Origin of the sequence: Ramlibacter alkalitolerans, assembly GCF_016722765.1 — a bacterium.
GTDB lineage: Bacteria > Pseudomonadota > Gammaproteobacteria > Burkholderiales > Burkholderiaceae_C > Ramlibacter > Ramlibacter alkalitolerans.
Genome location: NZ_JAEQND010000021.1, coordinates 37,663 through 63,659 on the forward strand (window position 1 = coordinate 37,663; position 25,997 = coordinate 63,659).

A 25,997-nucleotide genomic window follows, 5' to 3' on the forward strand; every position below is an offset into this window, starting at 1 on the left:
CCTTGAAGCCAAACAAGAACACCGCCCATCTAAACGCTGCCGGCCCGAGAGGCGGGCCAGCGCGAAAGCGTCCCCGTCACGGGTGGTGGCCGCGCGACGATCTGGAATACCAGACTATGATGCAGCCGGCAATTGCCTGAGGGTGGCTACTGGCGCCGCGCCGCCTCAGCAGCCAAGTGGCACCCCGTCCCGTACACTGGGTACAGATCTCAGCATGCGAGCTCCGGCGCAAGTGGATCCGGTGCAGCTGGGGCCAAGCGCTCAGGAAGCACCGGGACTTAGTGAACGTCCGCGGCGGCTTCGGCTTCGGCGAAAGGACATCAGCGCAGAGAAGCGCTCCGTCTCGATCAACGAGAGGTCGCCTCGTAGCTATATTGCCGGTACTTATAACCGCCGTACTTGTACCCGTAGGCGCCCATATGCCGACGAGACGCATCCAGCGCATTGAGAATGGCACCTGTCACAGTTCTGCCGGAATGTGAAAGCCGCTTCGCGCTCTCGTGCAATTCGCCAACAAGTGATTGGCCGGCGCGTGCAACAAGGAGCAAAGTCCCCGCGTGGAAAGAGATATTCAAGGTATCCGCAGCGGCCAAGATTGGAGGAGTATCGATGATGACAACGTCATACATACTAGAAAGACGAACAAGAAGTGTCGAGAACGACTGAGTCATCAACAACTCCGCTGGATTCGGCGGAAGCACCCCGGTGGTCAACATGTCAAGATGCGGAGCAACGTTCCTGTGAATCGCCTCGGATTCAGCGACCGATCCAGCGATCAGTTCCGAAAGGCCGCGCTCTCGCGGGAGACCGAAGTAGCTATTGAGATAGCCCTTGCGCAAATCAGCATCGATCAGGAGAACACGTTTACCACTGCTTGCCACCACGGCGGCAAAGTTGGTGGAAATGAAGCTCTTGCCGACCCCGGGACTTGCGCCCGTGATAACGATTCGATTGTTTGGCGCATCCAACATGGCGAACTGAAGGGCAGTTCGCAGGCTTCGCAGGCTCTCCACCGCTGAATCGTGGGGAGCCTCGCAGGCAAGTACATGGGTACCTGGCTCCTTCGAAGTTACCTTCTGTGCCAATCCCGCTTGCACTTTGCTCAAAGGAACAGTGCTATAGACCGTTAATCCCGCGTGCGCCTCGATTTCTTCCGGATTCCGGATTCCACGGAAGAAGGCGTTACGCGCGATTGCGACGAGCACCGCTCCCACAAAGCCGAGGAGCAGTGACAGGACAATGACAAGTGCGCGCCGCGGACGGATGGGATCCTTCGGTAACGCAGCACGATCGACCAAGCGGACATTCCCAATCTTGCCCTCCCGCATAAGTTGCAACTGCATTGCATTATTCCGCAGCTGCTGATACAGCTCATTATTCACCTTTACGTCCCGCTCCAAGCGTAGAGCGTCTTGCTGCACAAGGGGAAGAGTGTGCACCTTCGCGTTTAGTGCCGCAATCTCAACATTAAACGCGGAAATCTGAGAATCCAGCGTGGCCACCAGTGGGTGTTCAGGTGTGAAGCGGCTGACGAGTTCTTTTCTCTTTTGCTGCGCCTCCAGAAGTTTGCCCTGCAGATCGACGGTTCTGCTCAGAATAAGCTTGGCCTCCTCATCTAGTGCGACCGTGCCTTGCCTGTTCCGGTACCGATTAAAGGCATCCTCTGCATCCATTAGCTGTTTCTTAAATTGCGGCAACTGGGCGTCGAGGAAAGCCAAAGTTTTCTCTGCTTCTGCCGCTTTCCTTTCCACGTTTTGGCGGACGTACTGACCTCCAATCTCGTTGAGTAATTGAATCAGCTTTTCTTTATCGGCGCCTTCCAGGCGCGCCTCGATCACTCCGGACTGTCTTCCCTTTTCGGTGAGTTTTAGGTCTTCTTGAAGGTCTGCAATGGTTTCCTCTCGAGAGTTCCGCACTACCGTAAATTCCGCGCCAGGTTTGGCTGAAATGGAGCCTACCAGTAAAGAAATTGTCCCGTCGGGCGTTTCTTGAGTTGCAGGCACACCAACTGCACCTTGAATTTCAGCCTCCAAGTCAGGGTGGGTCACCGAAAATCTACCGCTGGAGAGAACGCGCAGACGAAATTTGCTTGCTTCGAATTCTTCCGGCACAGTGAAACTGCCGATTTGAATGCTCTCGCTGCCACTTACGTACCCCGCAAAACCCAGGAACCCGGGCTCAGACAATGCCTTCGTGTTCCTAGCCAAAATCCCCCCGACCAAAGGAACGTAGCGCGGCTTTGCTTGGACGTACATCAGCGTTTTGTCAACGGCTTCACCAATGATCATCCGAGAGCGAATGATCTCGATCTCGCCGGCTGCGGGAGTCTTAACATCAAAGAGGCTGGCTGCTTGGCCGAGGAAACTCGCCGCCGAACCTGCTGAATCCTCCACTTGAATTAGCAGGTTCGCTTCGTAGATCGGGCGAGCAAGGAAAGCGTACGCCACGCCGACGGATAGCGACAGCGCGGTAAGGCTTGCAATAAACCATCTACTATCAACGATGAGGTCCCAATACTCACGTAGGTCGATTTGATCGTCATTATCCGAAGCTGTCATTTGGGGTGCGGCCATTAACTGGCTTGATAACGGGTGCGGTGCATTCATGTTTAGCCCGAGAATAGTGGTTGAGGTAGAGCCATCGCCATACCTCGGAAACTTAGACGCGTCTTGGCAGCGGCTGTGAGCCGGTTCTCGCGCGGCAGCGTCCAGCGATGAGCCAAGGAAGTTTGGCGCGGACCCTTCTCGGGGCGGCACGTTCTTGCTTTGCGTTCTGCGATGCGGTCGCAGCTGGACAGTCGTCCATTATCAAGTGTTACAGGGTGCTTGCCAAGATCAGGAAGAGGCGGACTGATCAAGGACGACTAAAAGCAGATATTGCACACGCCTGCCAAATCATGGCGCACCTGCCCTCCGCACGGCTTGCGCCGCAACGTCCCGAATCCGCCCCACGTTGTCCTCGAAATAAACCAACCCCGATCGATCCGAGTTGAACGTCTCCTCCACCGACGCCACGGGCGGCACGACACCATGCCCCACGCGCACCGGATTCAACCCGGTCTCCCGCACCGTCGTCTCCACCCCCAGCGCGAACCGCGGCGTCCCCGTCACCTGGAACCCGCGCGGATTCATGTCCTTGCGCGGGCCGAGCGGGAACGTGAGCTCGAGGCCGACGAACTGGCGGCTCGGCTCGTGCTCCAGGCGCGTGCGCTTGTAGTACACATGCACCGCCACATCGTTGAACCATTGCCTTAACCCGAGCTGATAACCCAGGTCGTTGTTCATGAAGTTGCCGGCGGTGGCTTCGAAGTACGTGCGGGTGGGCGCGAAGTTGTACCGGTACTCCGCGATCAGCGGCCGCGGCGAACGCACGCCCGGCGTTCCAGGGCTGCCGAAATCGGAGTGCTCGAACAGGCCGGCCTCGGCGCTCACGCGATGGCGGCCGGCACCCGGCTCCCACCGCACGGCCCCATGCACGCCGGTGTAGAAGCCGCCGAACTGGCCGACCGACCCCTGGGCCACGACGTTGCCCAGGCCCCAGCGCTGGATCATGGCGTCGTCGGCGCCGGTGATCCATTGCTCGAACGGCAGGCGCAGGGTCTGCGTGAAAGCGAGGCGATCGAGGCGCGAGCGCACGCGGCGGTCCGAGAAGACGCCGCCGTTCTTGAAGTCGCTGGTCTCGGTGATGGGCACGTCGTAACCGGCCTCGACCCGCGCGCCGTCCCAGAGCGGGAGCTCCACGCCGATGTTGGCACCCAGCGAGTAGTCCAGCGCGCCCAATTCCGAACCCACGTTCTTCTGCAGGATCGGGCTGATCCGCATGCGCACCGTCTCGATGCTGGCCTGCTCGCGGCGGACCACCCAGTCGGCCCCGAAGTGCATGCGATCGAGCACCGCACTGCCCGGCGTGGTGAGCTGGCCGGCGGTGCAGGCCGCGGTGGCGTCCTGGATCCAGCGGCGCAGGCAATCGGCCTGGCCCGTCACGGCCACCAGCGGAAGCTGGCGCTGCGTGAGGATCAGGCGGTAGACCGTGGCGTTGCTTCCCAGGGTGTCGGCAACCGCGGCGAGCGCGACGCCCAGCGCATCGAGCGAATTCCAGTTGTAGGTGGCGTTGTTGGCGCGCACGGCGATGGAGCCGTCGTCCATGCGGCCGACCCAGAGGTCTTCCAGGCCGCGGTTACGCAGGGCGGCGGCTAGTTCGAACAGGCGCGCATCGTCGACACGCGGGGCCGGCGCGGGCCGCGCCGGCGCAGGACTGGATTCCAGAACGCTGGCGGGCGGCGAGGTGCGGGGCGCGGCAATCGTGGGGGGCTGCTGCGGGGCAGGCGCGACCGCCGACGGATTCACGCTGCTGGCAGGCAGGTTCGGCACCTTGTACAGCGGGATGGCGATGCCGGCGCTGAACCAGGATTTCTCGGTGAGGTTCGTGTCCGTCAGGCGGCGGTTGGCACCGACATAGGCGGACCAGCCCTCGGGCAGCCACTCCTTGGGCGCGAACAGGCGCACGCCGGCCCAGGCCTTGCGATCCGTGAATTCGAGCTGGCCGCGCGCCCAGGGCAGCGGCTGCCACGCACCGGCCAGGAAGATGCCATCCAGCGGCGAGCGCGAGCCGTTCACGCCGCCGCTACGCCTTGCGTAGCCGCCGCTCGCTTCCCAGGGGCCCTGGTTGTACGTGAGCACGCCGTAGACGCTGCGGAAGTGCGTGACGGATCCGCCGACGTCCGTGATGCCCGCGGCGATGTGGTAGCGCTGCGCGCGATCGAGCGCGATGCCCGCCTTGGCGGAGGCGGAGAGGTCGCGCGTGCCGCAGCCGGGTGCCACGAAGCAGTTCGCGTCCAGCGGCGAGTTGGCGGCCAGCCTTCCTGCGATTTCCAGGTTCGGCAGCAGGCCGACACCGAGCACGTAGTTGTGCCCCGACGGATCGCGCACGTTGCCGGGCAACTGGTTGTCGTACGAGAACTCCATGCGCCCCCATCCGAGGATGTGCGCACTGGGCGTGATCGACAGGCCGGTGAAGCCGGCCTGCGTCATCGTGGTCTGCGGGCTTTGCGCCAGGCAGGCGGACGTGGTGGCCCCGAGGACCAGGGCAAGGCAGGAACGCATCGGCAGCGGCCCGCTCAGCGAGCCACGGCGGGTGCCGGGCGCAGGTTCCTGGGGGAGGCGGAAGTTTCGTTGCTGCGGGTCATCATTGTTCTTTCGACAGCGGTAGCAAGGGAGCAACCCGACATTATCGGTGGCTTAAGCAGAATTCCGGAACAAGGCCACTGGCCGCGCTTTGGTAAGCGCGGCCTGGCCGGCGCATATCAGGGCTGCCTTCTGCGCAGGCACAGGGTGCCGGCGAGCAGGCCGGTGGCGGCGCCACACAGGTCGATGATCCCGTCGCGCACCATCGGATGGCGGCCCGGGACGAATCCCTGGAGCCATTCGGTGAGAAAGGCCAGGAGCAGGGCGACTGCGAGCGGGCGCAGTGCCCACAGGCGGCCGCGGCCATACACGGGGATCGCGGCGATCACGCCGAACAGGACGAAGTGCGCCGAGGCCGACCAGGGCCACGCATGCCACAGCTGCCCCTCGATGTCGGCCTTGAGGGCGCCGGGCAGGGTGACGCCCACGAGGAGCAGGATCACGGCGCAGCCCCAGGCCAGGAGCCATTGCCTGCCTGTGATGCGTTCGATGCCGCGGCTGCTCCCCACCTGTTGTCGATCTCAGAGCCCGGAGCGCACACCGCGCAGGTACTCGCGGAAGGCCGGCCCCACCTCGGCGTGCTGCAGCGCGAATTCGACGGTCGCTTCCAGGAAGCCGTCCTTCGTGCCGCAGTCGTAGCGCTTGCCTTCGTAACGCCAGGCATGCACGCCCTCGGAGGCGATCAGCTGCGCGATGCCGTCCGTGAGCTGGATCTCGCCGCCGCTGCCGCGCGGCTGGTTGCGGATCTTGTCGAAGACCGACGGCGTCAGCACGTAGCGGCCGGCCACGCCCAGGCGCGAAGGGGCGCGCTCCGGGGTCGGCTTTTCCACCATCTGCTGCACTTGCACGAGTCGCTCGCCCTTGGCTTCGCCGGCGACGATTCCGTAGCGCCGCACCTGTTCGAGCGGCACTTCCTGCACGGCCAGCACCGAGGTCTGCACCTCCTGGAAGGCCTGCACCAGTTGCGTCAGCACGCCCGGGCCGCCCTCGGCGCCCTTCATCAGGTCGTCGGCCAGCAGCACCGCGAAGGGCGAGTCGCCGACGATGTGGGCTGCGCACAGCACGGCGTGGCCAAGCCCCAGCATGCGCGGCTGGCGCACGTAGGAGCAGTCCATGTCGGCGGGCGCCAGCGAGCGCACCAGGTCCAGCAGTTCGTGCTTGCCGCTCGCTTCCAGCTCCGTCTCGAGCTCGTAGGCGGTGTCGAAGTGGTCCTCGATCGCCCGCTTGTTCCGGCCGGTGACGAACACCATGTGGCGGATGCCCGCGTCGTACGCCTCTTCGACGGCGTACTGGATCAGGGGCTTGTCGACCACGGGCAGCATTTCCTTGGGCTGCGCCTTGGTGGCGGGGAGGAACCGGGTTCCGAGCCCGGCGACGGGGAAGACTGCCTTGTCGACGGTCGTGCGCTTTTGCATCTGGCTACCTGTTACCCGAGAGTGGGAAGTGTGCCATGTTGTATCGCAACAACCGGCCGAGTTGGAAGACCGCGGCCGGCCCCCATCCGCCTGGACGTGGAGTTTTCCGCCGAGCGGTGTTGTGTCGACCCGACGTCGCCCGGCCCGCGGCGACACGAAAGATGTAGGTGGAGTGCTAAGGGCCTAGTAGCGCCATTGCAGCCCGAGGCTGGTGGCGCGCACGTCCCGCGCTTCACCGGCTGAACCGCGCATGTCGTAGCTGTCGAAGCCGATCATCGCCGAAGCGCGGCGCGAGAAGTCCCAGCTCAGGCCGATGCCGTAGCTCATGCCGGCGTCGGCGCCCGCCACGCCGGCGAAGCTGTTGCCGCGGCCCAGCGTGGTGCCTACGCGCCCGTACACGCCGAGATCCGAGACCAGGCCTGCCTTGCCCAGGACGGCGAGGCTGAGGCCCTGCGCGCGTGCCGGGCGCAGGGCGAGGCCATCGCTGGTGCCGACTTGCAGGCTGATGCTGCGGGTGGCGGCGCGGCTCTCGTACAGGGGCAGGACGGCGGACGCATCGCAAGCGAGGGAGAAGGGACCGCACTGTGCCGCGGGCGCGACGGCTGCAGGCTGCAGCCCCAGCGCTGCCTGGCCGGAGCGCCATCGCAGGGCCTCGTTCAACTGCGCCACGGCAGCAGCGGCCGCCACGAGGCCAAGAACCAACACCAGGATATTGCGCTGCGTCCACATCGCCGGCTCCCTCATGTTGTGCTTGGAGCTTCAATGTGGAACGCGGCTGAGGCACTGCGTGTAGGACGATTCTCACCAGCGTTGTAGGAGCCGCGGCTCAGCCTTTAATCGACCTTAGCGCCCGAGGCCTTCACGACTTTCTCGTATTTAAGCAGTTCGCTACGCATGAATGCGGCGAATTCGTCCGGGGTGGTCGGCACGGGCTCCGCCATCAGCGTCGCGAAGCGCGACCTGGCTTCGGGCGAATTCAGCGCCGCCACGAAGGCGTGGTTCAGTTTCTGGATCGCATCGCGCGGGGTGCCGGCCGGAGCGACCAGGCCCCACCAGGTGTCGATCGAGAAGCCCTTGAGCGTGTCGGCCACCGGCGGGGCGTCCGGCAGGTTGGGCGAGCGCTTCAAGGTGGTGACGGCCAGCGCCTTGAGCTTGCCGGAGCGGATGTTGGGCGCGGCCGTGGCCAGGTTGTCGAAGTTGAAATCGACCTGGCCCGAGAGCAGGGCCAGTTGCGCCGGATTGCCGCCGTTGTAGGGGATGTGCACGGCGTAGATGCCCGCGTCGCGCTTGAACATCTCGCCTGCGAGGTGGCCCGCGCTGCCGTTGCCGCCGCTGCCGTAATTGAGCTTGCCGGGGTTGGCCTTGCCGTATGCGATCAGGTCGCGCACCGAGGCGATCTTCAGCCGGTCGGCCGTCTCGGCGTTCATGACCAGCACGTTGGGCACGCGCACCATCTGCGTGATGGCCGCGAAGTCCTTCACCGGGTCGTAGGGCATCTTCGAGAACAGCCACGGGTTGATCGCGTGCGTGGCGACCGCCGAGATGCCGATGGTGGTGCCGTCCGGTGCGGCCTTGGCGATGGCGTCGGCGCCGATGTTGCCGCCGCCGCCCGGCTTGTTGTCGATGATGACGGTGCCCAGCGTGTCCTTGACACGTTCGGCCAGCAGCCGGGCGGTGACATCGATGGGCCCGCCCGGTGCGTACGGGACGATCAGGCGAATGGGGCGCGCCTGCGCGTAGCTGGCGGGAACGGCGATGGCGGCCACTGCGGCGGCGCCGGACTGTAGGAGTTGACGACGTTTCATCCCTCCATTGTCGCAAGTGTGATCAGGCGGGCGCGGTGATTGGCTGACGCGCCGCATCCGTGGCGTCCGACAAGCCTCGGCCGCCGCGGCGCGTTGAGTAGAGGCTTACACCGAAAGGACACACTCCATGAAGCTCCACGCCCTGATGATCGCTGCTGCGCTGCCCTTTGGCGGTACTGCCTTCGCCCAGTCCTCCTACGGGACGGCCGCGGCCCCGGCCGACGCGAGCGCGAGCGGCTCGATGAGCAGCCACCACGCCGAGGCCAAGGCGCAGCACAAGAAGATGGCCAAGGCCAAGCGGGCGCACGCGCGTCACCACGCCAGCGCGATGCACCATGGGCACGACATGCATGCCCGGGCGATGCACCATGGACACGACATGCATGCGCGGGCGCACATGGACCATCGCAATACGCGAGCGATGGGCGCCGGAGCCGGCAGTCCGTCGACGGATCTGGATGCGCGTGCGCGCGAGGACCGGATGAACAGCGCGTACGAGGATTGGCAGCGGCTGCAGTCGCGCCGCTGACCGCCCACCCTGGCGTGACTGAGCAGGCTGGTGGTGAGCCTTGCGGCCGAGCGTCGCACGCGACGCGTAGTCTCACGAAGTGAGTCACTCCAGCGACCAGCGTAACGCAGCCCGGCTAAGGACGATTCCCGCCTTCGCGGGAATGACGAAGAGAAGCCGTCACTTCCGCGAAGGCGGGAATCCAGGGGGCCCTCTGCGTCATTCCCGCGAAGGCGGGAATCCAGGGGGCCCTCTGCGTCATTCCCGCGAAGGCGGCAATCCAGGGCTTACGCCTCTTTCCCGTGCTTGTCCGCCTCGCTGGTAAACGAGTCCGCATAGAACTCCTCCGCCGGCAACTTGCACAGCGCCGAATATTCATCCCTCGCCGAATCCACCACGATCGGCGCCCCGCAGGCGTACACCTGGTGCCCCGACATGTCGGGGAAGTCCTCCATCACCGCCTTGTGCACGAAGCCCGTGCGGCCCGTCCAGTTGTCCTCCGGCAGCGCGTTGGAAATCACCGGCACGTACTTCAGATTCGGCATCTCGCCCAGCCGCTCGCGCACCCATGCGTCCATGTACAGATCCGCCGGCCGGCGACCGCCCCAGTAGAGGATCGCCTCGCGCTGGATGCCCTTGGACTGCATGTGCTCGATCAGCGCCTTGATCGGCGCGAAGCCGGTGCCCGAGGCCAGCAGGATCATCGGCTTGTCGGAGTCCTCGCGCAGGAAGAAGCTGCCGAACGGGCCCTCCACGCGCAGGATCTCCTTTTCCTTCATCGCGGTGAAGACGTGGTCGGTGAACTTGCCGCCCGCCATGTGGCGAATGTGCAGTTCCACGCCAGGCCCGTTGTGCGGCGCGTTGGCCATCGAGTAGCTGCGGCGCGCGCCGTCGCGCAGGATGAACTCGATGTACTGGCCCGCGTGGTAGCGCAGCGTGTCGTTGGCCGGGAGCTGCAGCTTGACGATCATCACGTCGTGCGAGACCTTCTCCAGGCTGCTCACGCGCGAAGGCATCTTGCGCACCGGGAAGGCGCTTTCGTCGGTGACCTGGCGCGACTCGAGCACCACGTCGGTCTGCGGCACCGCGCAGCAGGTGAGGATCAGCCCATTGGCTTCCTCCTCCGGCGACAGCGCCTTGGCCTGGTGCACGCCATGCACCACCGTGCCTTCGAGCTTCCTGCACTTGCAGGAGCCGCAGGCGCCGTCCTTGCAGCCGTAGGGCATGCCGATGCCCTGGCGGATCGCCGCCGGCAGGATGGCTTCACCGCCGTCGACGCTGAATTGCCGTCCACTGGGCTGGACCGTGATCTGGAAGGGCCCGGCGGGCGGCGTGGCGGCGGTCATGCTTTGGGTATCCTCGGGCTCTTGTCGGTGTCTCGGTCCGATTTTGCCCTCAAACCAGAACCCCCTCGGCGCGCTGCCCAGCCGCTTTCGCCGCCCGCGCATCCTGGTCATCGGCTGCGGTGACGTCGGCCTGCGCGTCGCGCGGGCGCTGCCGCCGCGCCTGCACCTGCTGGGGCTGACCTCGTCGCCGGCGCGGGCGCCGCAGTTGCGCGCGCGCGGGATTACGCCGCTGCACGGCAACCTCGACGATCCGGCCACGCTGGCGCGGCTGGCGGGGCTGGCCGACCGCATCGTGCACCTCGCGCCGCCCTCGACCGAGCCGGCGCAGCAGTGGTGGCGCGACGGCCGCACGCAGGCGCTGCTGCGCGTGCTGCGCCGGCGCAGCTTGCCGGCGACGCTGGTGTATGCCTCCACCAGCGGCGTGTACGGCGACTGCGGCGGCGAGCTGGTCGCGGAACACCGCGCGGTGGCGCCGCACACGCCGCGGGCGCAGCGGCGCGTGGATGCCGAGCGGCTGGTGCGTCACTTCGGCCGCGCCACGGGCACGCGTGCGAGCGTGCTGCGCATCCCGGGCATCTATGCCAGCGACCGCGTGGGCGGCACCCCGCGCGAGCGGCTGGAGAAGGGCACGCCGGTGCTGCAGGCCAGCGACGACGTCTACACCAACCACATCCACGCCGACGATCTCGCGCGTGCCGTGATCGCGGCACTGTGGCGCGGTCGGCCGCAACGCGTGTACAACGCGAGCGACGACAGCGCGCTGAAGATGGGCGACTACTTCGACCTGGCCGCGGACCTGTACGGCCTGCCGCGCCCGCCGCGCGTGCCGCGCGCCACGGCGCAGGAGGCGCTTCCGCTGGCGCTCCTGAGTTTCATGAGCGAGTCGCGCCGGCTGGCGAACGCGCGGATGAAGAACGAGCTGCGTGTGCGGTTGCGGTTTCCGACGGTGGAGAGCGGGTTGCGCGCGTAGGTGGGTGGCCCCTCTTCGTAGGCTGGCGTGACGCGCGAAGCGCCGGAACCCCAGCTCCGCTGCGCTCGCTGATCGCTGGGGTTCGCAAAGCTCACCACCAGCCTACGAAGCGCCGTGGTTCGCAGATCGTGAATGTTGTCGTGCGCAGGCCCCGACCTACTGCGACAAACTCGCCGCCGGCACCATCGGCAGCACCGGCGCTGCGCGCAATTCCTGGCAGCGCTTCGTGAGCGCCTGGTGCAACTGCAGGTGCCGCTGCGCGATCTCGTCGTCGCGCCCTGCGGCGGGCTGGTTGATCGCCAGGCGCTCGACACAGTTCTCCCGCCGCAGGTCCGGGCCCAGGCCGGCGAGATATCGTTCGAGGCGCACCAGGCTGCTCTCGGCCGAGTGCGCGCGGTAGCGATCCAGTTCCTCGTGCAGCCCGCGCCAGCGCAGGGCCGCCGGATCCGCCGCCAGCGCCGGGCTGCCCAGGGCGAGCAGGGCCTTGGCCTGCTGTGCGAGCACGTCCAGGCGGTTGGCGGTGCGGTTGAAGGACGGAGCGGCGCTGCCGTCGGCTGCACCGAGCGTCTGCGCGAGCGAGACGACTTCGCCTTGCCACCAGCCGAAATCGTCCGCGCGCGCGTCCTGCAAGGGCTGCTGCATCCAGTCGTCCCGCAGGGTGGCGAGCCGGCGCAGCAGTTCCCCGTCGAGGGTGGCCACCAGCTTGTCGCCCAGGGCGTTGCCGCCGGTTTCCTTGAGCACGGCGTGCAGGGCGAGCACCTGATCGCGCTGCTGCCGGAACGTGACGGGGTCCAGCGGCACGCGGGTGTCGGTGGGCAGGGCGGCCTTCAGCGTGCGATACGCGCGCTGGTACACGAGCTCGGAGACGCGCGCATCGACCACCCGCTGCACCACCGGCTGCGCCGCGCGCGGGAAGGTCGGCACGATCTCCTTGATGGCGCGCTCGCGTTCCTGCGCGAGCGCGCGCGCCTCCTGCACCACCTTCGCCAGCGAGCCCGAGTCCTTGCCCGTGCGCGCTGCGTCGTCCGCCATGAAGGAGGTCTTGAGCAGCCCGGCGAGGCCCTCGCGCAGCGCGGCGCGATCGGCGGACAGGCCGAAGCGCTTCTCGCCTTCGATCCAGACGATGCCCGGCTCCCCGCGCGTGCCGAAGGCCAGGAGGAACTGCCGGCGGAATTCGGTGAACGCCTCGCCCGACTGGTTCTGCAACTGCTGCACGACCTCCGGCCCGAGCAGCCGCGTGCGGGCAATGCGCGCGAGCACCTTCTGGTACGCCGGCCCGAGCTGCAGCGTGCCCTGGCCCATCCAGTCGTTGTGCCCCTTGGCGAGCAGCGTGTGCTGGTCGTCGAGCAGCGCATGCACGGCGCGATAGCGCTCCAGCGTGCGGTCGAAGGCGACCGCCCGCGCGGCCGGCTCGAACAAGCCGGCGCTGCGCTCCACCAGCCCCTGCTCCAGCGCGAACAGGTCGTTGGTGTTCAGCAGCCGCGTGTGCAGCGCGCTCATCGCCTTTCCCATCGCGCAGCGGGTGGCCCATTGCAGGCGGGTCTGCATCAGCGCCGGCTGCATCTTCACCTCCTCGCTGGAGCGGAACATGTGCACGGCGCCGGCGAGCGCCCCGGGCAGCTTCTGGTCCAGCGTATAGGCCACCAGCTTGCGCAGTTGCTCCGGCTGCCCGTTGCTGTATTGCAGCGACAGGAAGGACTGCACGGCGTCGTCCAGGCCGCCCACGGCCGCCACGTAATCGCTGACCGCGACGAACTCGGGCAGGTCCTCCGCCGCCGCGGTGAGGCGCCGGTCGACGTTCTGCGGCACCGGCGACTGGCATTCGGCGCCGGTCTGCAGTTCGCCGGAGCCGCGCACCAGGGGCACGCCCGTGAGCTTGCTGGCGCGCGCGTAGAGCTCGCGCCGCATGGTCTCGACCACGATGTCGGAGAACTCGCGCTCCAGGCGGCCCTGGATCTGTTCTTCGAGGTTGTCGAAGGTGCGCCAGGAGCCGGGCACGAACAGCGTCCAGCTCGCGTTGTGCTGCAGCCGCTGCGTGGCCGACAGCAGCGCGAGCGCCTTGCGCCGGTACCACTCGGGATCGACGGCGTCGCGGGTGTGGGCGCGGGCGCGGAACTGCGCGTCGGCATTGAGCTGCAGCAGCGTGCGCGAGAGCTCCTGGCGCCAGCTTCCGAGCTGGACGGCGGCCGTGACCAGGCCTGCCGCCCACACGGCCAGCAACAGCCAACCGAGCGTGAGCGCCGCGGCGGAGAAGGACCCGAAGCGGGACCGCAACCAGCGCGCTTTCATCATTGCCCCGCGCCTCGCGTTGCCGAAGGGTGCAGCAATTCGCGCACCGGCCAGGTCTGCCACACCCAGAGCGCTTCGGAGAGCGCCAGCAGGAGCAGCGCGGCCGCCACCAGGCGCAACCACTGGCCCCATCCCGTGCGGGCCGGCGGCTGCGTGGATCCAGGAACTTCGTTCGACATGCTTCCCCCCCATCGTGCCGACTGCAGGCACTGCGCCGCTCGAAGGTCTGCAGCGCAGCCCCGAGGCTAAGGACTGCTGCCCGACGCCCTGTCAGGTTTTATCCGGAGGCCCTGTCGGACAAGGCTGCCGGATACTCCTTCAGATGCCCGCGGGACGCCGCATCGTCTTCATGCGGTCCATCGTCTTCACCGGCACCTGGCGGATCTGCGTTCCCTTCAGCACCGTGAGCGTGACCTCCCCCTCGGCCTCCGGGCGTGACCACAGTTTCTTGTAGAAGCCTTCCAGCGTGCTGACCTTCTCGCCGTCGATGGCGAGGACGATGTCGCCCTCCGCCAAGCCGGCGGCGAAGGCCGGTCCGTCTTCGCTCACGCGCACGATCTGCACGCGCCCGCCCTGTTCGGTGGAATTGATCCCGAGCCAGGGCCGGCGGCTGCTGCGGGTGCTGCCGGTTTGCTGCAGCTCCGCGAGGATGGGCCGCAGCAGGTCCACCGGCACGAACATGTTGCCCGGCCTGCCGTGGCTGTCACCGAGCGCGTCGCCCACGAAGAGGCTGCCGATCCCGAGCAGTTCGCCGCGCGCGTTGAACAGGCCGGCGCCACTGTGCCTGCCCACCGGCGGGCTGGTGAAGAGCGCGCCTTCGATGTGGTATTCCCAGTAGCCGGAGAAGGGGCGGGTGCTGACCAGTTCCGTCACCGCGGCGCCGCCGCCTTCGCCGCCGATGGCGGCCATCAGCTTCGCGCTGGCAGCGGTGCCGCTCGCCGTGCCCAGGGGCACGGGCTGCACGCGCAGGGGCAGCAGCGGCCGGATCAGGCCGAAGCCGGTGGCGAGGTCGTAGGCCACGGGGCGGGCCGGGAGCACGCGGTGGTCCTGCGTGGTGACCTGGATGCTGTCTGCTTCGAGAATGAGGTAGCCGATGGTCAGGATAAGGCCGTCGGGGCCGATCACCACGCCGGAGCCGGTGCGCCGGCGCCCCAGCGTCTGGACGGAGCGCGCGTCTTCGGCCGCGTTGACCTGCACGCCGACGACGGCTTCCATCGCGCGCGACAAGGCGTCGATCGTCTCCTGCTCGCCGGCGGAAGGCGCGGCGGCGAGCGCCAGGGGTGCGCAGGCCCAAAGCACGAACGACGAGAGTGCCAGTGCGCGCAGCCGTGCGAGGAGGGACATTCCGGATCCCCTGGAGTGGAGCCCCAGAATGCGGCAAAAGGCGCAGCGGTGCAAGATGGGAAATCGGCAGCCGTGCCCGGCCGTTGCCTGTCGCACATCGATTTCTTTTTGCATAATCGCGGGCACCCAATTCAAGGACGATCATCGATGGCGACTTATCGCGAGTTGAAGGAACAGGCCGAAAAGCTGATGGCGGAAGCCGAAAGGATGCGCGAACAGGAAATCGCGGATGCCATTGCCGATATCAAGCAGAAGATCGAGCTTTACGGATTGACCGCGGCGGATCTCGGGCTGGCGAGAAATGGCGGCGGGCCCGGCAGCTCGCGCGCGCGGCCGGCCAAATCGGCCGCCAAATCGGCGGTGAAATACCGAGGCCCGAACGGCGAAACCTGGTCGGGTGGCCGCGGCCGCAAACCGCAATGGATCGTGGAAGCGCTCAAGCAGGGGCGCAACCTCGAGGAATTCGCGGTGCAGAACGCACGTTGAAAATGAAGAAGGGCCGCATTGCGGCCCTTTCGCTTATTGCACCCGGGGGGATTCAGGTCGTCGCGTCGGCGGCGTCCTCGGCGGGCACCTCGGCACTGCTGCGATCGGCCATCGTCGCGACGCGCCGGTAGAACACGTGATAGGCCAGGAAGCAGCCCGCCAGCGAGGGCAGCAGGATATCGGCCCGGTTGTAGAAGAAGATCGCTGGCAGCACCGGAACGAGCGCGCAGATCCACATCACCACCGAGACGGCGGCGTTGCGCAGATTCGGGTGCGCACCGCGCATGCGCGGTTGCACGATCTGCGTCGCAACGAGGCTGTGCAGGTGATGGCGGTCCGCGGCGCCGGGAGAGCGACGCTGGCGGCTGCGGCGGATGATGCTGTAGATGACTTCCACCGTCGGATAGGCGCACAGCAGCACGCTGGCCCACGGCGACACGCGCGGATTGCGCGCCAGCAATTCCACCGTCAGCCACGCCAGGGTGAAGCCGGAGAAGTACGCGCCGCCGTCGCCGAGGAACAGCCGCCCCCACGGGAAGTTGACCACCCAGAACCCGGCCACGCCGGCTCCGACGACCAACGCAACCGTTGCGAGCGGGACGTCGCCGACCGAATAAGCGATCGTGGCGAGGGCCACCAGCGAGATCATCAGCGTGCCGCTGGCCAGGCCGTGGAAGCCGTCGATGATGTTGATGGCGTTGGCGACGCCGCCGACGGCGAAGGCCGTGAACAGGATGGCGAAGGGCCAGAACGCGAGCATGCTGTCCGCCAGCGGGATGTCGAGCCGGTTGATGCCGTAGCCGCTCCATAGCGCGGCCAAGCCGCCGCTGCCCATGGTGACCAGCAGGCGCGCACGCACGCTCACGCGCTTGGTCACGTCTTCCACCAGGCCGACCAGCAGGGCGGGCATGCCCGCGAGCAGCGCCGTGCCGAGCAGCTTCGCTTCGCTTGCGCCGGGAAGCACGATCCAGGCGGCGGTGATCGCGATGTAGATGGCGATGCCGCCCACGCGCGGCGTTGGATCCAGGTGGAACTTCTGGACTGCGCCGGGCAGGTCCATGGTCAGGTGGCCGTGCTTGTGCGCGCTGAGCACGAGAGCCTGCGCGATCACATACGACAACGTGAGAGTCACCGCAACAACTGCGGTAGAACTCAAGTAGGGCACCACGTGTTCCTCCTGTGGGAGATCAGGATGGACCGTCTGATCGCGGCGGGCTCTTGGGCCCCGCCTTGTCGTTGTTTGTTTCTTCTACGAGCCGACTGTCACAGAGCTGCGGACTGTATGGCACGCCCGTCCCCGTGGCAAGCACCGTTGCACACTAATTGGGTAAGGGCGGACTCCGTGCATCACCGCGGTTACTTCCCCGGCGAATACGTATAGGCGCGATAGCGATAGCCGCCGTACTTGTACGCGTAGCTGCCGTAGTGGCGGCGGCTCAGATCCAGCGCGTTGAGCAGCACGCCCGTGACGGACTTGCCTGCATGCGACAGCCGCTTGGCGCACTCGACGATTTCTCCCATCTGCGTCTCCCCCGCGCGGGCCACGAGCAGAAGCGCGCCGGCCTGGGTTGCGATGGCGGGAGTGTCCGCCGCCACGAGCACCGGCGGTGTATCCACGATGACGTAGTCGTATTCGGCGGAAAGCTGCTGCAGCAGGTTGACCAGCGCGCCGCTCATCATCAGTTCCGCGGGATTGGGCGGCAGCACACCGGTGGTGAGCAGGTCGAGGTTGGGCAGAACGTCGCGGCGGATCACGTCCTGCGGCTGCAGCACGCCGGCGATCAGCTCCGACAGGCCGCGCTGGCGCGCCAGCCCGAAGTACTGGTTCAGGTGACCCTTGCGCAGGTCCGCGTCGATCAGCAGCACGTGCTTGCCGCTGGCGGCGAGCACAGCGGCGAAGTTGGAGGAGATGAAGCTCTTGCCGACGCTGGGCGTCGCACCCGTGATCAGGATGCGGTTGGAGCCCGACTCCAGCATCGCGAACTGCAGCGCGGTGCGCAGGCTGCGCAGGCTCTCGATCGCCGCATCGTCGGGCAGGGTGGCCGCCAGCACGTGCACGCCAGGTTGCTTCTCCGTCGTCTTGCGGGCGAGTTCGGCCTGCGTGCCGCTCAAGGGAATCGTGCTGTACACGTTGAGGCTGGTTTCGGCCTCGATCTCCTGGGCGCTGCGGATGCCGCGGAAGAATGCATTGCGGGCGAGTGCCAGCAGCGCGCCGCCGACCAGGCCGACCAGGGCGGCCACGCCCAGGATGGCAGGCCGGTTCGGGCCGACCGGCAGCTCGGGCCGGGTGGCCTGGTCGATCACGCGGACGTTGCCGATCTTGCCTTCGCGCACCAGCTGCAACTGCAGCGTGGTGTTGCGCAGCTGCTGGTACAGGTCGTTGGACACCCGCACGTCGCGCTCGAGGCGCAGGGCGTCCTGCTGCACGGCCGGCATCTTGCGGATGCTCGCATTCGCGCGCGACAGCTCCTGCTGCCAGGCGTTGATCTGCGAGTCGAGCGTCTTGACGGCAGGGTGGTCGGCGGTGAAGCGCGTGATCAGCTCGCGCCGCTTCTGCTGGGCCTCGAACATCTTGCCTTCGAGGTCGGCGGTGCGCGTCAGCGCCATCTTGGCTTCTTCATCGAGCGCGACGGAGCCTTGCTGGTTGCGGTAGCGCGTATAGAGCTCCTCGGCGTGCGTCAGCTGCTTCTTGAACTGCGGCATCTGCACGTCGAGGAAGGCCAGCGTCTTCTCGGCTTCCGCGGCCTTGCGGTCGACGTTCTGGCGCACGTACTGGCGCCCGATCTCGTTCAGGACGACGATCAGCTGGTCAGGATCGGAGCTGGTGAGTGATACATCCAGGATGCCGGATTGGCGACCCTTTTCGTTCAGTTTCAGGTTGCGCTGCAATTCCTCCACCGCCGAAAGCCGCGAGCGACGCAGGAGGGTGAATTCCGCGCCGGGATTGCCCTGCAGGTTCGTGATGGTGAGTTCGATGCGACCCAGGTGCGAGTCGGAAACGAGGGGCGTGCCTACGCGCCCCCGCAGCGGCTGGCTCAGGCGCGGGTTGGACAGCTGGTATTCGCCGTTGCCCAGCGCGGTCACCCGGAATTCCGACCCTTCGAGCTGGCGCGGCACCTGGAACGACGGCACCGTGATCGACTCGGTTCCGGACACGTAGCCAGGCATCCCGAGGAAGCCCGGTGTCGAGAGGCCGTCGGCATGGCGCGCCAGCGCGTCGCCGACGACGGGGATGTAGCGGGGGTGCGCCCTGATATAGAGGCGGGCGTTGTCCACCGCCTCGCCGATCACCAGGCGCGAACGCAGGATCTCGAGCTCCGCCGAGGTGGCGGTCTTCACGTCCACCAGGCCGGCGGCCTCGCCGAGCACGCCTTTCGCGTTGCCCGTGTTGTCCTCCACCTGCACCAGGAGGTTGGCCTCGTAGATCGGCCGCGCGAGGAAGGCATAGGCGCCGCCCAGGCCCACTGCCAGCGCCACGATCGCTGCGACGAGCCAGCGGTTGTCGACGACGATGTCCCAGTATTCGACGAGGTTGATGCCGCGTTCCTCGTCGCGTGCGACGCTGGGCGGCGGCATCAGCTGCGACTGCAGTGGATGGGGAGCGTTCATGATGGGCAACTTCAGAGTCTGCGGATGCGCTGCACCCAGGAAGTCACGCCTTCGTCGATGAGCTTCAAGGCGTGACGGAAAACCGGCTCCGGTTGCCGGTACGGATCTGGAATATCGCGGTCCGCGTGTTCGCCGAGGCGGAACACGCGGCCGCAGATTTCCGGATACAGGGACTCGATCTGACGTCGCTGCTCCCGGCTCATGACAAGCACCATGTCGGCATCGAGGCACATCTTGCGCGTAATCTGCAGCGCGCGGTGGCCCGAGATGTCGAGGCCGCGCTCGTGCAGCAGCTTGACGGCGATTTCATCCGCCGGCGAGCCGATCAGCGCTCCGAGGCCCGCCGACTGGACGCGCCATGCCGGCAGTTGCGCGGCCAGCATGCCCTCTGCCATCGGGCTGCGACACACGTTCCCTATGCAGACGACCAGGAGGTTCTTCACGGATTGACGATGTTGCGTCCGGTGGTCACTGCCTGCGCGCTCGGAAGGATCAGGCTGATGACGCGGTTCCACTGCACCAGCGGCACGGCATCCACGTACACGACATCGCGAGGCTGCAGGTAGAAGTTGTCCGCCAGTGCCAGCGCGCTGGGATTGCTGGCGTTCAGGTGGTACAGCACGGGCGCCTCCTGGCCCACGTTGCGGATCACGTAGATCTGCCCGGGGTTGGAGGTGCCGAGGTTGGGCCCGCCGACGTCGCCGAGGGCTTCGTTGAGCGTGAGCCGGCCGTTGCGCATCGGCAGCGAGGAGGGCCGCACGATCTCGCCCATCACGAACACCTTGTTGTCTTCGCGGTTGCGCACCGTGACGAGGTCGCCGGACTGCAGCAGGATTCGGTTGGGGTTGACGCCCAGTTCCTGCAGGCGCACCAGGTTGATCACCGTGGTGACGTCGTTGCGCGTGAGCGTGACGAACGAGCGGTCGCCGTTCTGCGTGATGCCGCCGGCGCGGTTGATGGCTTCGCTGAGCGTCATCGGCACGTCGGTGAAGATCTGCGTGCCCGGAACGCGCACTTCGCCGTCGACGTAGGCGCGGCGGCTGCGGAAGGCGGCGATGCGCACGCTCACCTGCGGATCCTTGATCACGCTGCGGATGCGGCCTTCGATCACTTCGGCCGCCTGCGATTCCGTCAGCCCGCCAACCTTCACCCGGCGTGCGTAGGGGAAGAAGATGAAGCCTTCATCGTCCACGATGAAGCCGGGCGCGCCGCTGATCCCGGTGGGGTCCCCGCCTTGCGTGATCACCGCGCCGCCCAGCGGCTGCAGTTCCGGGTGGTCGTACACGGTCACGCTGATGATGTCGCTGGGCCCGATGGTGTAGGGGCGCGGCTGGGCGAAGAGGCGCTGCACGTCCTCGGGGATCGTCCTCGGCCGGCTGGCGAGCTGGGCCTGCACCAGGGAGGGCGTGATGGGCGTGATCACGCCCGCCGGTGGTGCATTCGGGTCGATCGGCGCCGACTGGCCGAGCGTGACGCTCGAGCGCATCTCCGGGTCGGCGAAGTCGAAACCCGGACCCGTCACCACGGCGCACCCTTGCAGGGTGACGACGGTGGCCGCGAAGAACCACGAAAAAACCGCGCGAAGACTCGTTGTACCCATATCCCCTTGCTCTAAGTAAGCGCCAGACTTTACTGGAGTGAAGCGGATCCGTTCTCCGCACCAACCCCTGATTTTCCCCTGATGTACGGTCCTGCCGCCATCCGCCATCATGTTGCAGCATCTCCCCGGACACCAGCCGTGCGGAAGGTAAAGCAGGGCTTGCGCCAGCCGCCTGGCAGCGGCCGCCGCGAAGCACCGAGGCGCCCACCCAGCCCTGCTCGTCCGTTGCATACGCGCGCCGGCACTCGCGCGCCACGCGCAAGGCAGCACGACCGCAGCGGAGGCGCTTTGCCGCTCGACGCCCACGCAAGGTTCACGCGGCTGGCGGTGTCGATCCTCCATTTGGTGGAGGCGAAGCGGCCTGGAAGCGCGCGCCTGCGCGCAACGACTGCGATGCAATTTGCGCCCGGCGTTACCTGCCCGAATGGCTGCTGCACCGGATGCACGTTGGACGACGACAACGCGACAGCAGCCGCACGCGCACATTGCGGAAGATGCCTCATGGGGCGGGCGATCTTACCTGCGCCAGTCGAATTCGGAAATTGCGCGGCGGGCAGTTTCGACGCGGGCAGCCGCCTCGAATTGGATGAAGGGATTGCGCCGAACGCGTTTGCGTCGCGCGCAGGGCGGACGGCTGGTGCCGGAGGCCGGAATCGAACCGGCACGGTGTTGCCACCGGCAGATTTTGAGTCTGCTGCGTCTACCGATTTCGCCACTCCGGCAGAGAAAAAGAGGCGCCGGAAATTATGGCACAGTGAGGTGCATGAACTATCCCACGATCGAGGATGCAATCGGTCGGACGCCGCTGGTGAGATTGCAGCGCATCGGCTCCCAGGTGTGCGAGCAACGTGGCAACGTGATCCTCGGCAAGCTCGAAGGCAACAACCCCGCCGGCTCCGTCAAGGACCGGCCCGCCCTGTCGATGATCAAGCGCGCCGAGGAGCGCGGCGAGATCCAGCCCGGCGACACGCTCATCGAGGCGACCTCCGGCAACACCGGCATCGCCCTGGCGATGGCCGCCGCCATCCGCGGCTACCGCATGGTGCTGATCATGCCGGAGGACCTCTCCGTCGAACGGGCGCAGAGCATGAAGGCCTTCGGCGCCGAACTCGTGCTCACGCCCAAGAGCGGGGGCATGGAATACGCGCGCGACCTGGCCGAGAACATGCAGCGCGAAGGCAAGGGCCGCGTGCTCGACCAGTTCGCCAACGCCGACAACCCGCGCATCCATTACGAGACGACCGGCCCCGAGCTGTGGGACCAGACGCAGGGTCGCATTACCCACTTCGTCTCGGCGATGGGGACCACCGGCACGATCACCGGCGTGTCGCGTTTCCTCAAGCAGAAGAACCCCGCCGTGCGCATCATCGGCGCGCAGCCGAGCGAAGGCTCGCGCATTCCCGGCATCCGCAAGTGGCCCGAGGAATACATGCCGAAGATCTACGACCCCACCGCGGTCGACGAGACGGTCTCGGTGAGCCAGGACGAGGCCGAGGAGATGTGCCGCCGGCTGGCCCGCGAGGAAGGCATCTTCGGCGGCATCTCGGCCGCCGGCGCCTGCTGGGTCGCGCTGCAGGTCGCGCAGCAGGTGGAGAACGCCACCATCGTGTTCGTCGTGTGCGACCGCGGCGACCGCTATCTCTCCACCGGCGTGTTCCCCGCCTGAAGCCGCCCGCGCAGCGATGAGCGAGTACCGCTTCTGCCCGCAGTGCGCGAGCCCCCTCGCGTGGCTGGCGCAGATGGAGGACGGCGGCGAAAAGCAGCGCCTGCGCTGCCCCGCCTGCGCCTGGACGCACTGGAACAACCCGACGCCCGTGCTCGCCGCGGTGGTCGAATACCAGGGCCGCATCCTGCTGGCCCGCAATGCAGCCTGGACGAACAAGATGTATGCGCTGATCACCGGCTTCATGGAAGCCGGCGAGACGCCGCAGGAAGGCATCGCGCGCGAGATCGCGGAGGAAACGAGCCTGCAGGCGCGCTCGCTGGACCTGATCGGCGTCTACGACTTCCAGCGCATGAACCAGGTCATCATCGCCTACCATGCGGAATGCGAGGGCGAGGTGAAGCTGTCGCCGGAGCTGGTGGACTACCGCCTGTTCGCTTTCGAGCAGGTGCGCTGCTGGCCCGCGGGCACGGGCCACGCGCTGGCCGACTGGCTGCGCTCCCGCGGCTACGGGCCGCAGTACATGGAGCCGCCGGCGCGCCCGTCCTGAGGAGAAGAGATGCAGATCGACAAGGAAATCGACACCCGCGGGCTGAACTGCCCCTTGCCCATCCTGAAGGCGAAGAAGGCCCTCACCGAGTTGCAGAGCGGCCAGTTGCTGCGCGTGGTCTCCACCGACGGCGGCTCCGTGCGGGACTTCCAGGCCTTCGCCAAGCAGACCGGCAACGAGCTGGTCGAACAGCAGACCGTCGGCGACGAATACATCCACGTGCTGCGCCGGCGCTGAGAACACATGACGACAGCGGGGCCAGCAAGGGACAGCGCGGAGGTTCCGCTGCACAACGCCGCCGGGGACGAGGCGAGCTTCAGCCTGCACGGGGCGCAGCTGCTGTCCTGGGTGCCCCGGGGCGCCGGCGAACAGATCTACCTCAGCCCGCTCTCGCGGCCTGCCGCCGGCAAGTCCGCCCGCGGCGGCACGCCCGTCTGCTTCCCGCAATTCGCCGATCGCGGCCCCTTGCCCAAGCACGGCTTCGTGCGCACCGCGCACTGGGAGCTGGTCTCGCCGCCGCTTTCAGGGACGGAAGTCGCCGAGGCGCGCTTCCAGATCGATTCGGCCAGCAGCGGCTTTGCCTGGGAGCATGCGTTCTGCCTGGTGCTGGTGGCGCGGCTGGGGCCCGGCTGGCTGGAACTGGAGCTGCAGGCCGCGAACACCGGCCGCAGCGCCTATGACTTCACGGCGGCGCTGCACACGTATCTGGCGACCGACGTGCGGGCCGCCCGCCTGCACGGCCTGCAGGGCTGCGACTACGAGGACAACCTGGCCGGCCGCCGCGTGCAGCGCGAACGGTCACCCTTCCTGGCGGTGGCGGGCGAAGTCGATCGCGTCTACCTGCAGGTCCCGGGGGTGCTGCGACTGGAAGAGGGCGCATCGCAGCGGCGCGTGATGCAGCAGGGCTTCACCGACGTGGTGGTGTGGAACCCGGGGCCGGCGAAGGCCGCGCAGCTGGGCGACATGCCGCCGCAGGACTGGGAGCGGATGCTGTGCATCGAGGCCGGCGTGATCGGCCAGCCGGTGCACCTGCCCCCGGGCAAGACCTGGCATGGGCTGCAGCGACTGGAGCTCGGCTGAACCCACGCTGTGAGTGACGCGAACGTAGGCTGGCGGTGACGCGCGAAAGCGCCGGAACCCCAGCGCTCTCGCGCATCGCTGGGGTTGCGCTCTCGCTCCACCCCCAGCCTACGCGGAGATCTCCAGGCCGCGCAGGTAGTCGCGGAAGGCGCCGCCGACCTCCCCGTGGCGCAGGGCGAACTCGACGCTCGCTTCCAGGAAGCCCTGCTTGCTGCCGCAGTCGTAGCGCTTGCCTTCGTAGCGGTACGCGTACACGCCCTCCGGCTCCATCAGCTGCGCGATGCCGTCGGTGAGCTGGATTTCGCCGCCGCTGCCGCGCGGCTGGTTGCGGATGGCCCCGAACACCGTGGGCGTGAGCACGTAGCGGCCCGCCACGCCCAGCCGCGAGGGCGCGTTCTCCGGCGAGGGCTTCTCCACCATCTGCCGCACCTTCACCAGCCGCTCGCCCGCCGGTTCTCCGGCGACGATGCCATAGCGCTTCACGTGCTCCAGCGGCACTTCCTGCACGGCGAGCACGGAGCTGCGCACCTCGGAGAACACGTCCACCATCTGCGCCAGCACGCCGCGGCCGCTGGTGGCGCCAACCATCAGGTCATCGGCCAGCAGCACGGCGAAGGGCTCGTCGCCCACGATGTGGCGGGCGCAGAGCACGGCGTGGCCCAGGCCGAGCGACCGGGGCTGCCGCACATAGGAACAGTCCATGTCGTCCGGCGTCAGGGAATGCACGACGGCCAGGAGTTCCTCCTTGCCGCTGGCTTCCAGCTCGTTCTCTAGCTCGTAGGCGGTATCGAAATGGTCTTCGATGGCGCGCTTGTTGCGCCCGGTGACGAAGATCATGTGGCGGATGCCGGCCTCGTAGGCCTCCTCCACGGCGTACTGGATCAGCGGTTTGTCGACGATCGGCAGCATTTCCTTGGGCTGCGCCTTGGTGGCGGGGAGGAAGCGCGTGCCCAGGCCGGCAACGGGAAACACAGCTTTGTTAACGATTGTGACTTTTTTCATCGACCCGCTGCTGAGTTGTGGATAAAGTGCATCGACGCACTTGAACGCCCGATTGTGCGGAAGAAACCGCCTGGGTGGGTGCAACGAGGTCCTGCTGTGGAAATCCTTCTTCTCGAGCGACTGGCTCCCGAAGCGCAGGCCTGGCTGCAGGCGCGGCACCGCCTCGCCTTTCGTCCCGAGCTGGCGGAGGATGCGGGCGCCCTGCGCCGGCAGGTATACAACGTGCAGGCCCTGGTGCTTCCGCGCAAGGTGGTCGTCACCCGCGAACTGCTGGATTTCGCCCCGGTACTGCGCGCCGTCGCGCGCCTGCACGTGGGCACCGAGAACACCGACCTGGAGGCCTGCCGCGACCACCGCGTGCGCGTGATCCAGGGCACGCACGCGCACGTGCGCTCCAACGCCGAATACCTGCTGGCCAGCCTGCTGCTGATGATGCGCCGCGGCATCGGCTCTGCCCTGCGCGGCGAGCGCGACGCGCCGCCGATGATCGGCCGCGAACTGCACGGCAGCGTGGTCGGCATCATCGGCCTGGCCCCCTCGGCCCATGCGCTGGCGATGATGCTCCATGCGCTGGGCGCGCGCGTGATCGGCTACGACCCCGCCGTGCACCACACCGCCTCCGTGTGGAGCCGCCTGCACATCGAGCCCATGGGCCTGCAGGACGTTCTTTCGAAGGCCGACGCCGTTTCCGTCCAGGTGCTGTATGCCTCGCGCTTCCAGGGCTTCATCAACGACAAGGTGCTGGCGCACTGCAAGCCCGGTCAGCTGTGGGTGGCGACCACGCGCTCACGGATCTTCGAGGCCCAGGCCCTGGCGAACGCGCTGAAGGACGGGCGCATCGAGGCCGCCATGCTCGATGGCGCCGAATCCGGCTTCGCCGGCCGCGGTTCGCCGCTGGCCGACCTGCCGAACCTCCATCTCACGCCGCGCATCGGTTCGCTGACCGAGGAGTCGCGGCAGCGCGCCAGCTGGTACGTCGCGCAGCGCCTGCACGAGACGCTCACGGCGCACCGCCAGCCGAACTACGACACGATCCTGAGCGGCCCGGCGCCGCTCGATTCGCGGCCGTCGCCCCTGAGCGGGCCGGCCCCGCTCGAGGACCCACGCTCCTGAGTCTGTTTTCCTCCCTCTCCCCCTGGGAGAGGGT

General features: G+C 67.2%; 23 protein-coding genes and 1 tRNA gene. 8 read left to right on the top strand and 16 right to left on the bottom strand.

What is annotated here, in order from left to right; translation table 11 throughout:
* Positions 1-347 precede the first annotated feature (347 nt).
* The 6 genes from JI746_RS26500 to JI746_RS26525 all read right to left on the bottom strand — a co-directional run bounded on the left by JI746_RS26500 (position 348) and on the right by JI746_RS26525 (position 8,403).
* Entirely contained in the window at positions 348-2,573 is a 2,226-nt protein-coding gene (locus JI746_RS26500) for a polysaccharide biosynthesis tyrosine autokinase (protein ID WP_236600166.1), read from the bottom strand.
* 321 nt (positions 2,574-2,894) lie between these two features.
* The gene (locus tag JI746_RS26505) at positions 2,895-5,102 is read right to left on the bottom strand and encodes a YjbH domain-containing protein (protein WP_201693324.1); all 2,208 of its coding nucleotides are present in this window, start codon (positions 5,100-5,102) and stop codon (positions 2,895-2,897) included.
* A 200-nt stretch (positions 5,103-5,302) separates the two neighbouring features.
* Positions 5,303-5,626 (bottom strand): VanZ family protein, encoded by a 324-nt coding sequence (locus JI746_RS26510; RefSeq protein WP_201693325.1) that lies wholly within the window; start codon positions 5,624-5,626, stop codon positions 5,303-5,305.
* A gap of 78 nt (positions 5,627-5,704) precedes the next feature.
* Positions 5,705-6,598 carry a UTP--glucose-1-phosphate uridylyltransferase GalU gene (gene galU / locus JI746_RS26515; protein ID WP_201693326.1) on the bottom strand — a complete coding sequence of 298 codons (894 nt, stop codon included), beginning with the start codon at positions 6,596-6,598 and terminating at the stop codon, positions 5,705-5,707.
* Between the two features lie 183 nt (positions 6,599-6,781).
* Positions 6,782-7,303 carry a hypothetical protein gene (locus tag JI746_RS26520; RefSeq protein ID WP_236600167.1) on the bottom strand — a complete coding sequence of 174 codons (522 nt, stop codon included), beginning with the start codon at positions 7,301-7,303 and terminating at the stop codon, positions 6,782-6,784.
* Positions 7,304-7,431: 128 nt separating this feature from the next.
* Positions 7,432-8,403: a Bug family tripartite tricarboxylate transporter substrate binding protein gene (locus tag JI746_RS26525; RefSeq protein ID WP_201693328.1), complete on the bottom strand. Its 972-nt coding sequence runs from the start codon at positions 8,401-8,403 to the stop codon at positions 7,432-7,434.
* A gap of 127 nt (positions 8,404-8,530) precedes the next feature.
* Here JI746_RS26525 and JI746_RS26530 point away from each other — a divergent pair, with 127 nt between their 5' ends.
* Entirely contained in the window at positions 8,531-8,932 is a 402-nt protein-coding gene (locus JI746_RS26530) for a hypothetical protein (protein WP_201693329.1), read from the top strand.
* Positions 8,933-9,198: 266 nt separating this feature from the next.
* Here the strand turns inward: JI746_RS26530 and JI746_RS26535 are convergent, their stop codons facing one another.
* Positions 9,199-10,257, bottom strand: coding sequence for a CDP-6-deoxy-delta-3,4-glucoseen reductase (locus JI746_RS26535; protein ID WP_201693330.1), 1,059 nt, complete (start codon positions 10,255-10,257; stop codon positions 9,199-9,201).
* Positions 10,258-10,300: 43 nt separating this feature from the next.
* Between JI746_RS26535 and JI746_RS26540 the strand changes: the two genes are divergently transcribed.
* Positions 10,301-11,227 carry an NAD-dependent epimerase/dehydratase family protein gene (locus tag JI746_RS26540; RefSeq protein ID WP_201693331.1) on the top strand — a complete coding sequence of 309 codons (927 nt, stop codon included), beginning with the start codon at positions 10,301-10,303 and terminating at the stop codon, positions 11,225-11,227.
* A 156-nt stretch (positions 11,228-11,383) separates the two neighbouring features.
* On the opposite strand, the gene JI746_RS26545 is transcribed toward JI746_RS26540, so the two are convergent.
* From JI746_RS26545 to JI746_RS26555, 3 genes are all read right to left on the bottom strand, one after another.
* Entirely contained in the window at positions 11,384-13,519 is a 2,136-nt protein-coding gene (locus JI746_RS26545; RefSeq protein ID WP_201693332.1) for a hypothetical protein, read from the bottom strand.
* The gene (locus tag JI746_RS26550; RefSeq protein ID WP_201693333.1) at positions 13,516-13,695 is read right to left on the bottom strand and encodes a hypothetical protein; all 180 of its coding nucleotides are present in this window, start codon (positions 13,693-13,695) and stop codon (positions 13,516-13,518) included. Before JI746_RS26550 ends, JI746_RS26545 begins: the two co-directional genes overlap by 4 nt.
* A gap of 139 nt (positions 13,696-13,834) precedes the next feature.
* Positions 13,835-14,860 (bottom strand): S1C family serine protease, encoded by a 1,026-nt coding sequence (locus JI746_RS26555; protein ID WP_201693334.1) that lies wholly within the window; start codon positions 14,858-14,860, stop codon positions 13,835-13,837.
* 147 nt (positions 14,861-15,007) lie between these two features.
* Between JI746_RS26555 and JI746_RS26560 the strand changes: the two genes are divergently transcribed.
* Positions 15,008-15,346 (top strand): H-NS histone family protein, encoded by a 339-nt coding sequence (locus JI746_RS26560; RefSeq protein ID WP_201693335.1) that lies wholly within the window; start codon positions 15,008-15,010, stop codon positions 15,344-15,346.
* A 52-nt stretch (positions 15,347-15,398) separates the two neighbouring features.
* On the opposite strand, the gene JI746_RS26565 is transcribed toward JI746_RS26560, so the two are convergent.
* The 5 genes from JI746_RS26565 to JI746_RS26585 all read right to left on the bottom strand — a co-directional run bounded on the left by JI746_RS26565 (position 15,399) and on the right by JI746_RS26585 (position 21,277).
* Complete coding sequence (locus tag JI746_RS26565) at positions 15,399-16,478, bottom strand: MraY family glycosyltransferase (RefSeq protein ID WP_201693336.1); 1,080 nt, start codon at positions 16,476-16,478, stop codon at positions 15,399-15,401.
* A 224-nt stretch (positions 16,479-16,702) separates the two neighbouring features.
* Positions 16,703-18,955 (bottom strand): polysaccharide biosynthesis tyrosine autokinase, encoded by a 2,253-nt coding sequence (locus tag JI746_RS26570; protein ID WP_201693337.1) that lies wholly within the window; start codon positions 18,953-18,955, stop codon positions 16,703-16,705.
* Positions 18,956-18,966: 11 nt separating this feature from the next.
* Positions 18,967-19,398 (bottom strand): low molecular weight protein-tyrosine-phosphatase, encoded by a 432-nt coding sequence (locus JI746_RS26575; RefSeq protein ID WP_201693338.1) that lies wholly within the window; start codon positions 19,396-19,398, stop codon positions 18,967-18,969.
* Positions 19,395-20,555 carry a polysaccharide biosynthesis/export family protein gene (locus JI746_RS26580; RefSeq protein ID WP_201693339.1) on the bottom strand — a complete coding sequence of 387 codons (1,161 nt, stop codon included), beginning with the start codon at positions 20,553-20,555 and terminating at the stop codon, positions 19,395-19,397. Before JI746_RS26580 ends, JI746_RS26575 begins: the two co-directional genes overlap by 4 nt.
* A 635-nt stretch (positions 20,556-21,190) precedes the next feature.
* A tRNA-Leu gene (locus tag JI746_RS26585) sits at positions 21,191-21,277 on the bottom strand.
* Positions 21,278-21,318: 41 nt separating this feature from the next.
* Here JI746_RS26585 and cysM point away from each other — a divergent pair.
* The 4 genes from cysM to JI746_RS26605 are packed head-to-tail and all read left to right on the top strand — an operon-like array spanning position 21,319 to position 23,848.
* On the top strand, positions 21,319-22,221 hold the full coding sequence (gene cysM, locus JI746_RS26590) for a cysteine synthase CysM (protein WP_201693340.1): 903 nt from the start codon (positions 21,319-21,321) through the stop codon (positions 22,219-22,221).
* Positions 22,222-22,237: 16 nt separating this feature from the next.
* Positions 22,238-22,768, top strand: coding sequence for an NUDIX hydrolase (locus tag JI746_RS26595; protein ID WP_201693341.1), 531 nt, complete (start codon positions 22,238-22,240; stop codon positions 22,766-22,768).
* A gap of 9 nt (positions 22,769-22,777) precedes the next feature.
* Positions 22,778-23,005 (top strand): sulfurtransferase TusA family protein, encoded by a 228-nt coding sequence (locus tag JI746_RS26600; protein WP_201693342.1) that lies wholly within the window; start codon positions 22,778-22,780, stop codon positions 23,003-23,005.
* A 6-nt stretch (positions 23,006-23,011) separates the two neighbouring features.
* Positions 23,012-23,848, top strand: a complete 837-nt coding sequence (locus JI746_RS26605; RefSeq protein WP_201693343.1) for a D-hexose-6-phosphate mutarotase — start codon at positions 23,012-23,014, stop codon at positions 23,846-23,848.
* A 108-nt stretch (positions 23,849-23,956) separates the two neighbouring features.
* Here the strand turns inward: JI746_RS26605 and galU (JI746_RS26610) are convergent, their stop codons facing one another.
* A complete protein-coding gene (galU, locus tag JI746_RS26610) occupies positions 23,957-24,850 on the bottom strand; it encodes a UTP--glucose-1-phosphate uridylyltransferase GalU (protein WP_201693344.1) in 894 nt (297 codons plus the stop codon).
* A gap of 96 nt (positions 24,851-24,946) precedes the next feature.
* On the opposite strand from galU (JI746_RS26610), the gene JI746_RS26615 reads away from it, so the two are divergent.
* Positions 24,947-25,963: an NAD(P)-dependent oxidoreductase gene (locus tag JI746_RS26615; protein ID WP_201693345.1), complete on the top strand. Its 1,017-nt coding sequence runs from the start codon at positions 24,947-24,949 to the stop codon at positions 25,961-25,963.
* The last annotated feature ends 34 nt before the right edge of the window (positions 25,964-25,997 follow it).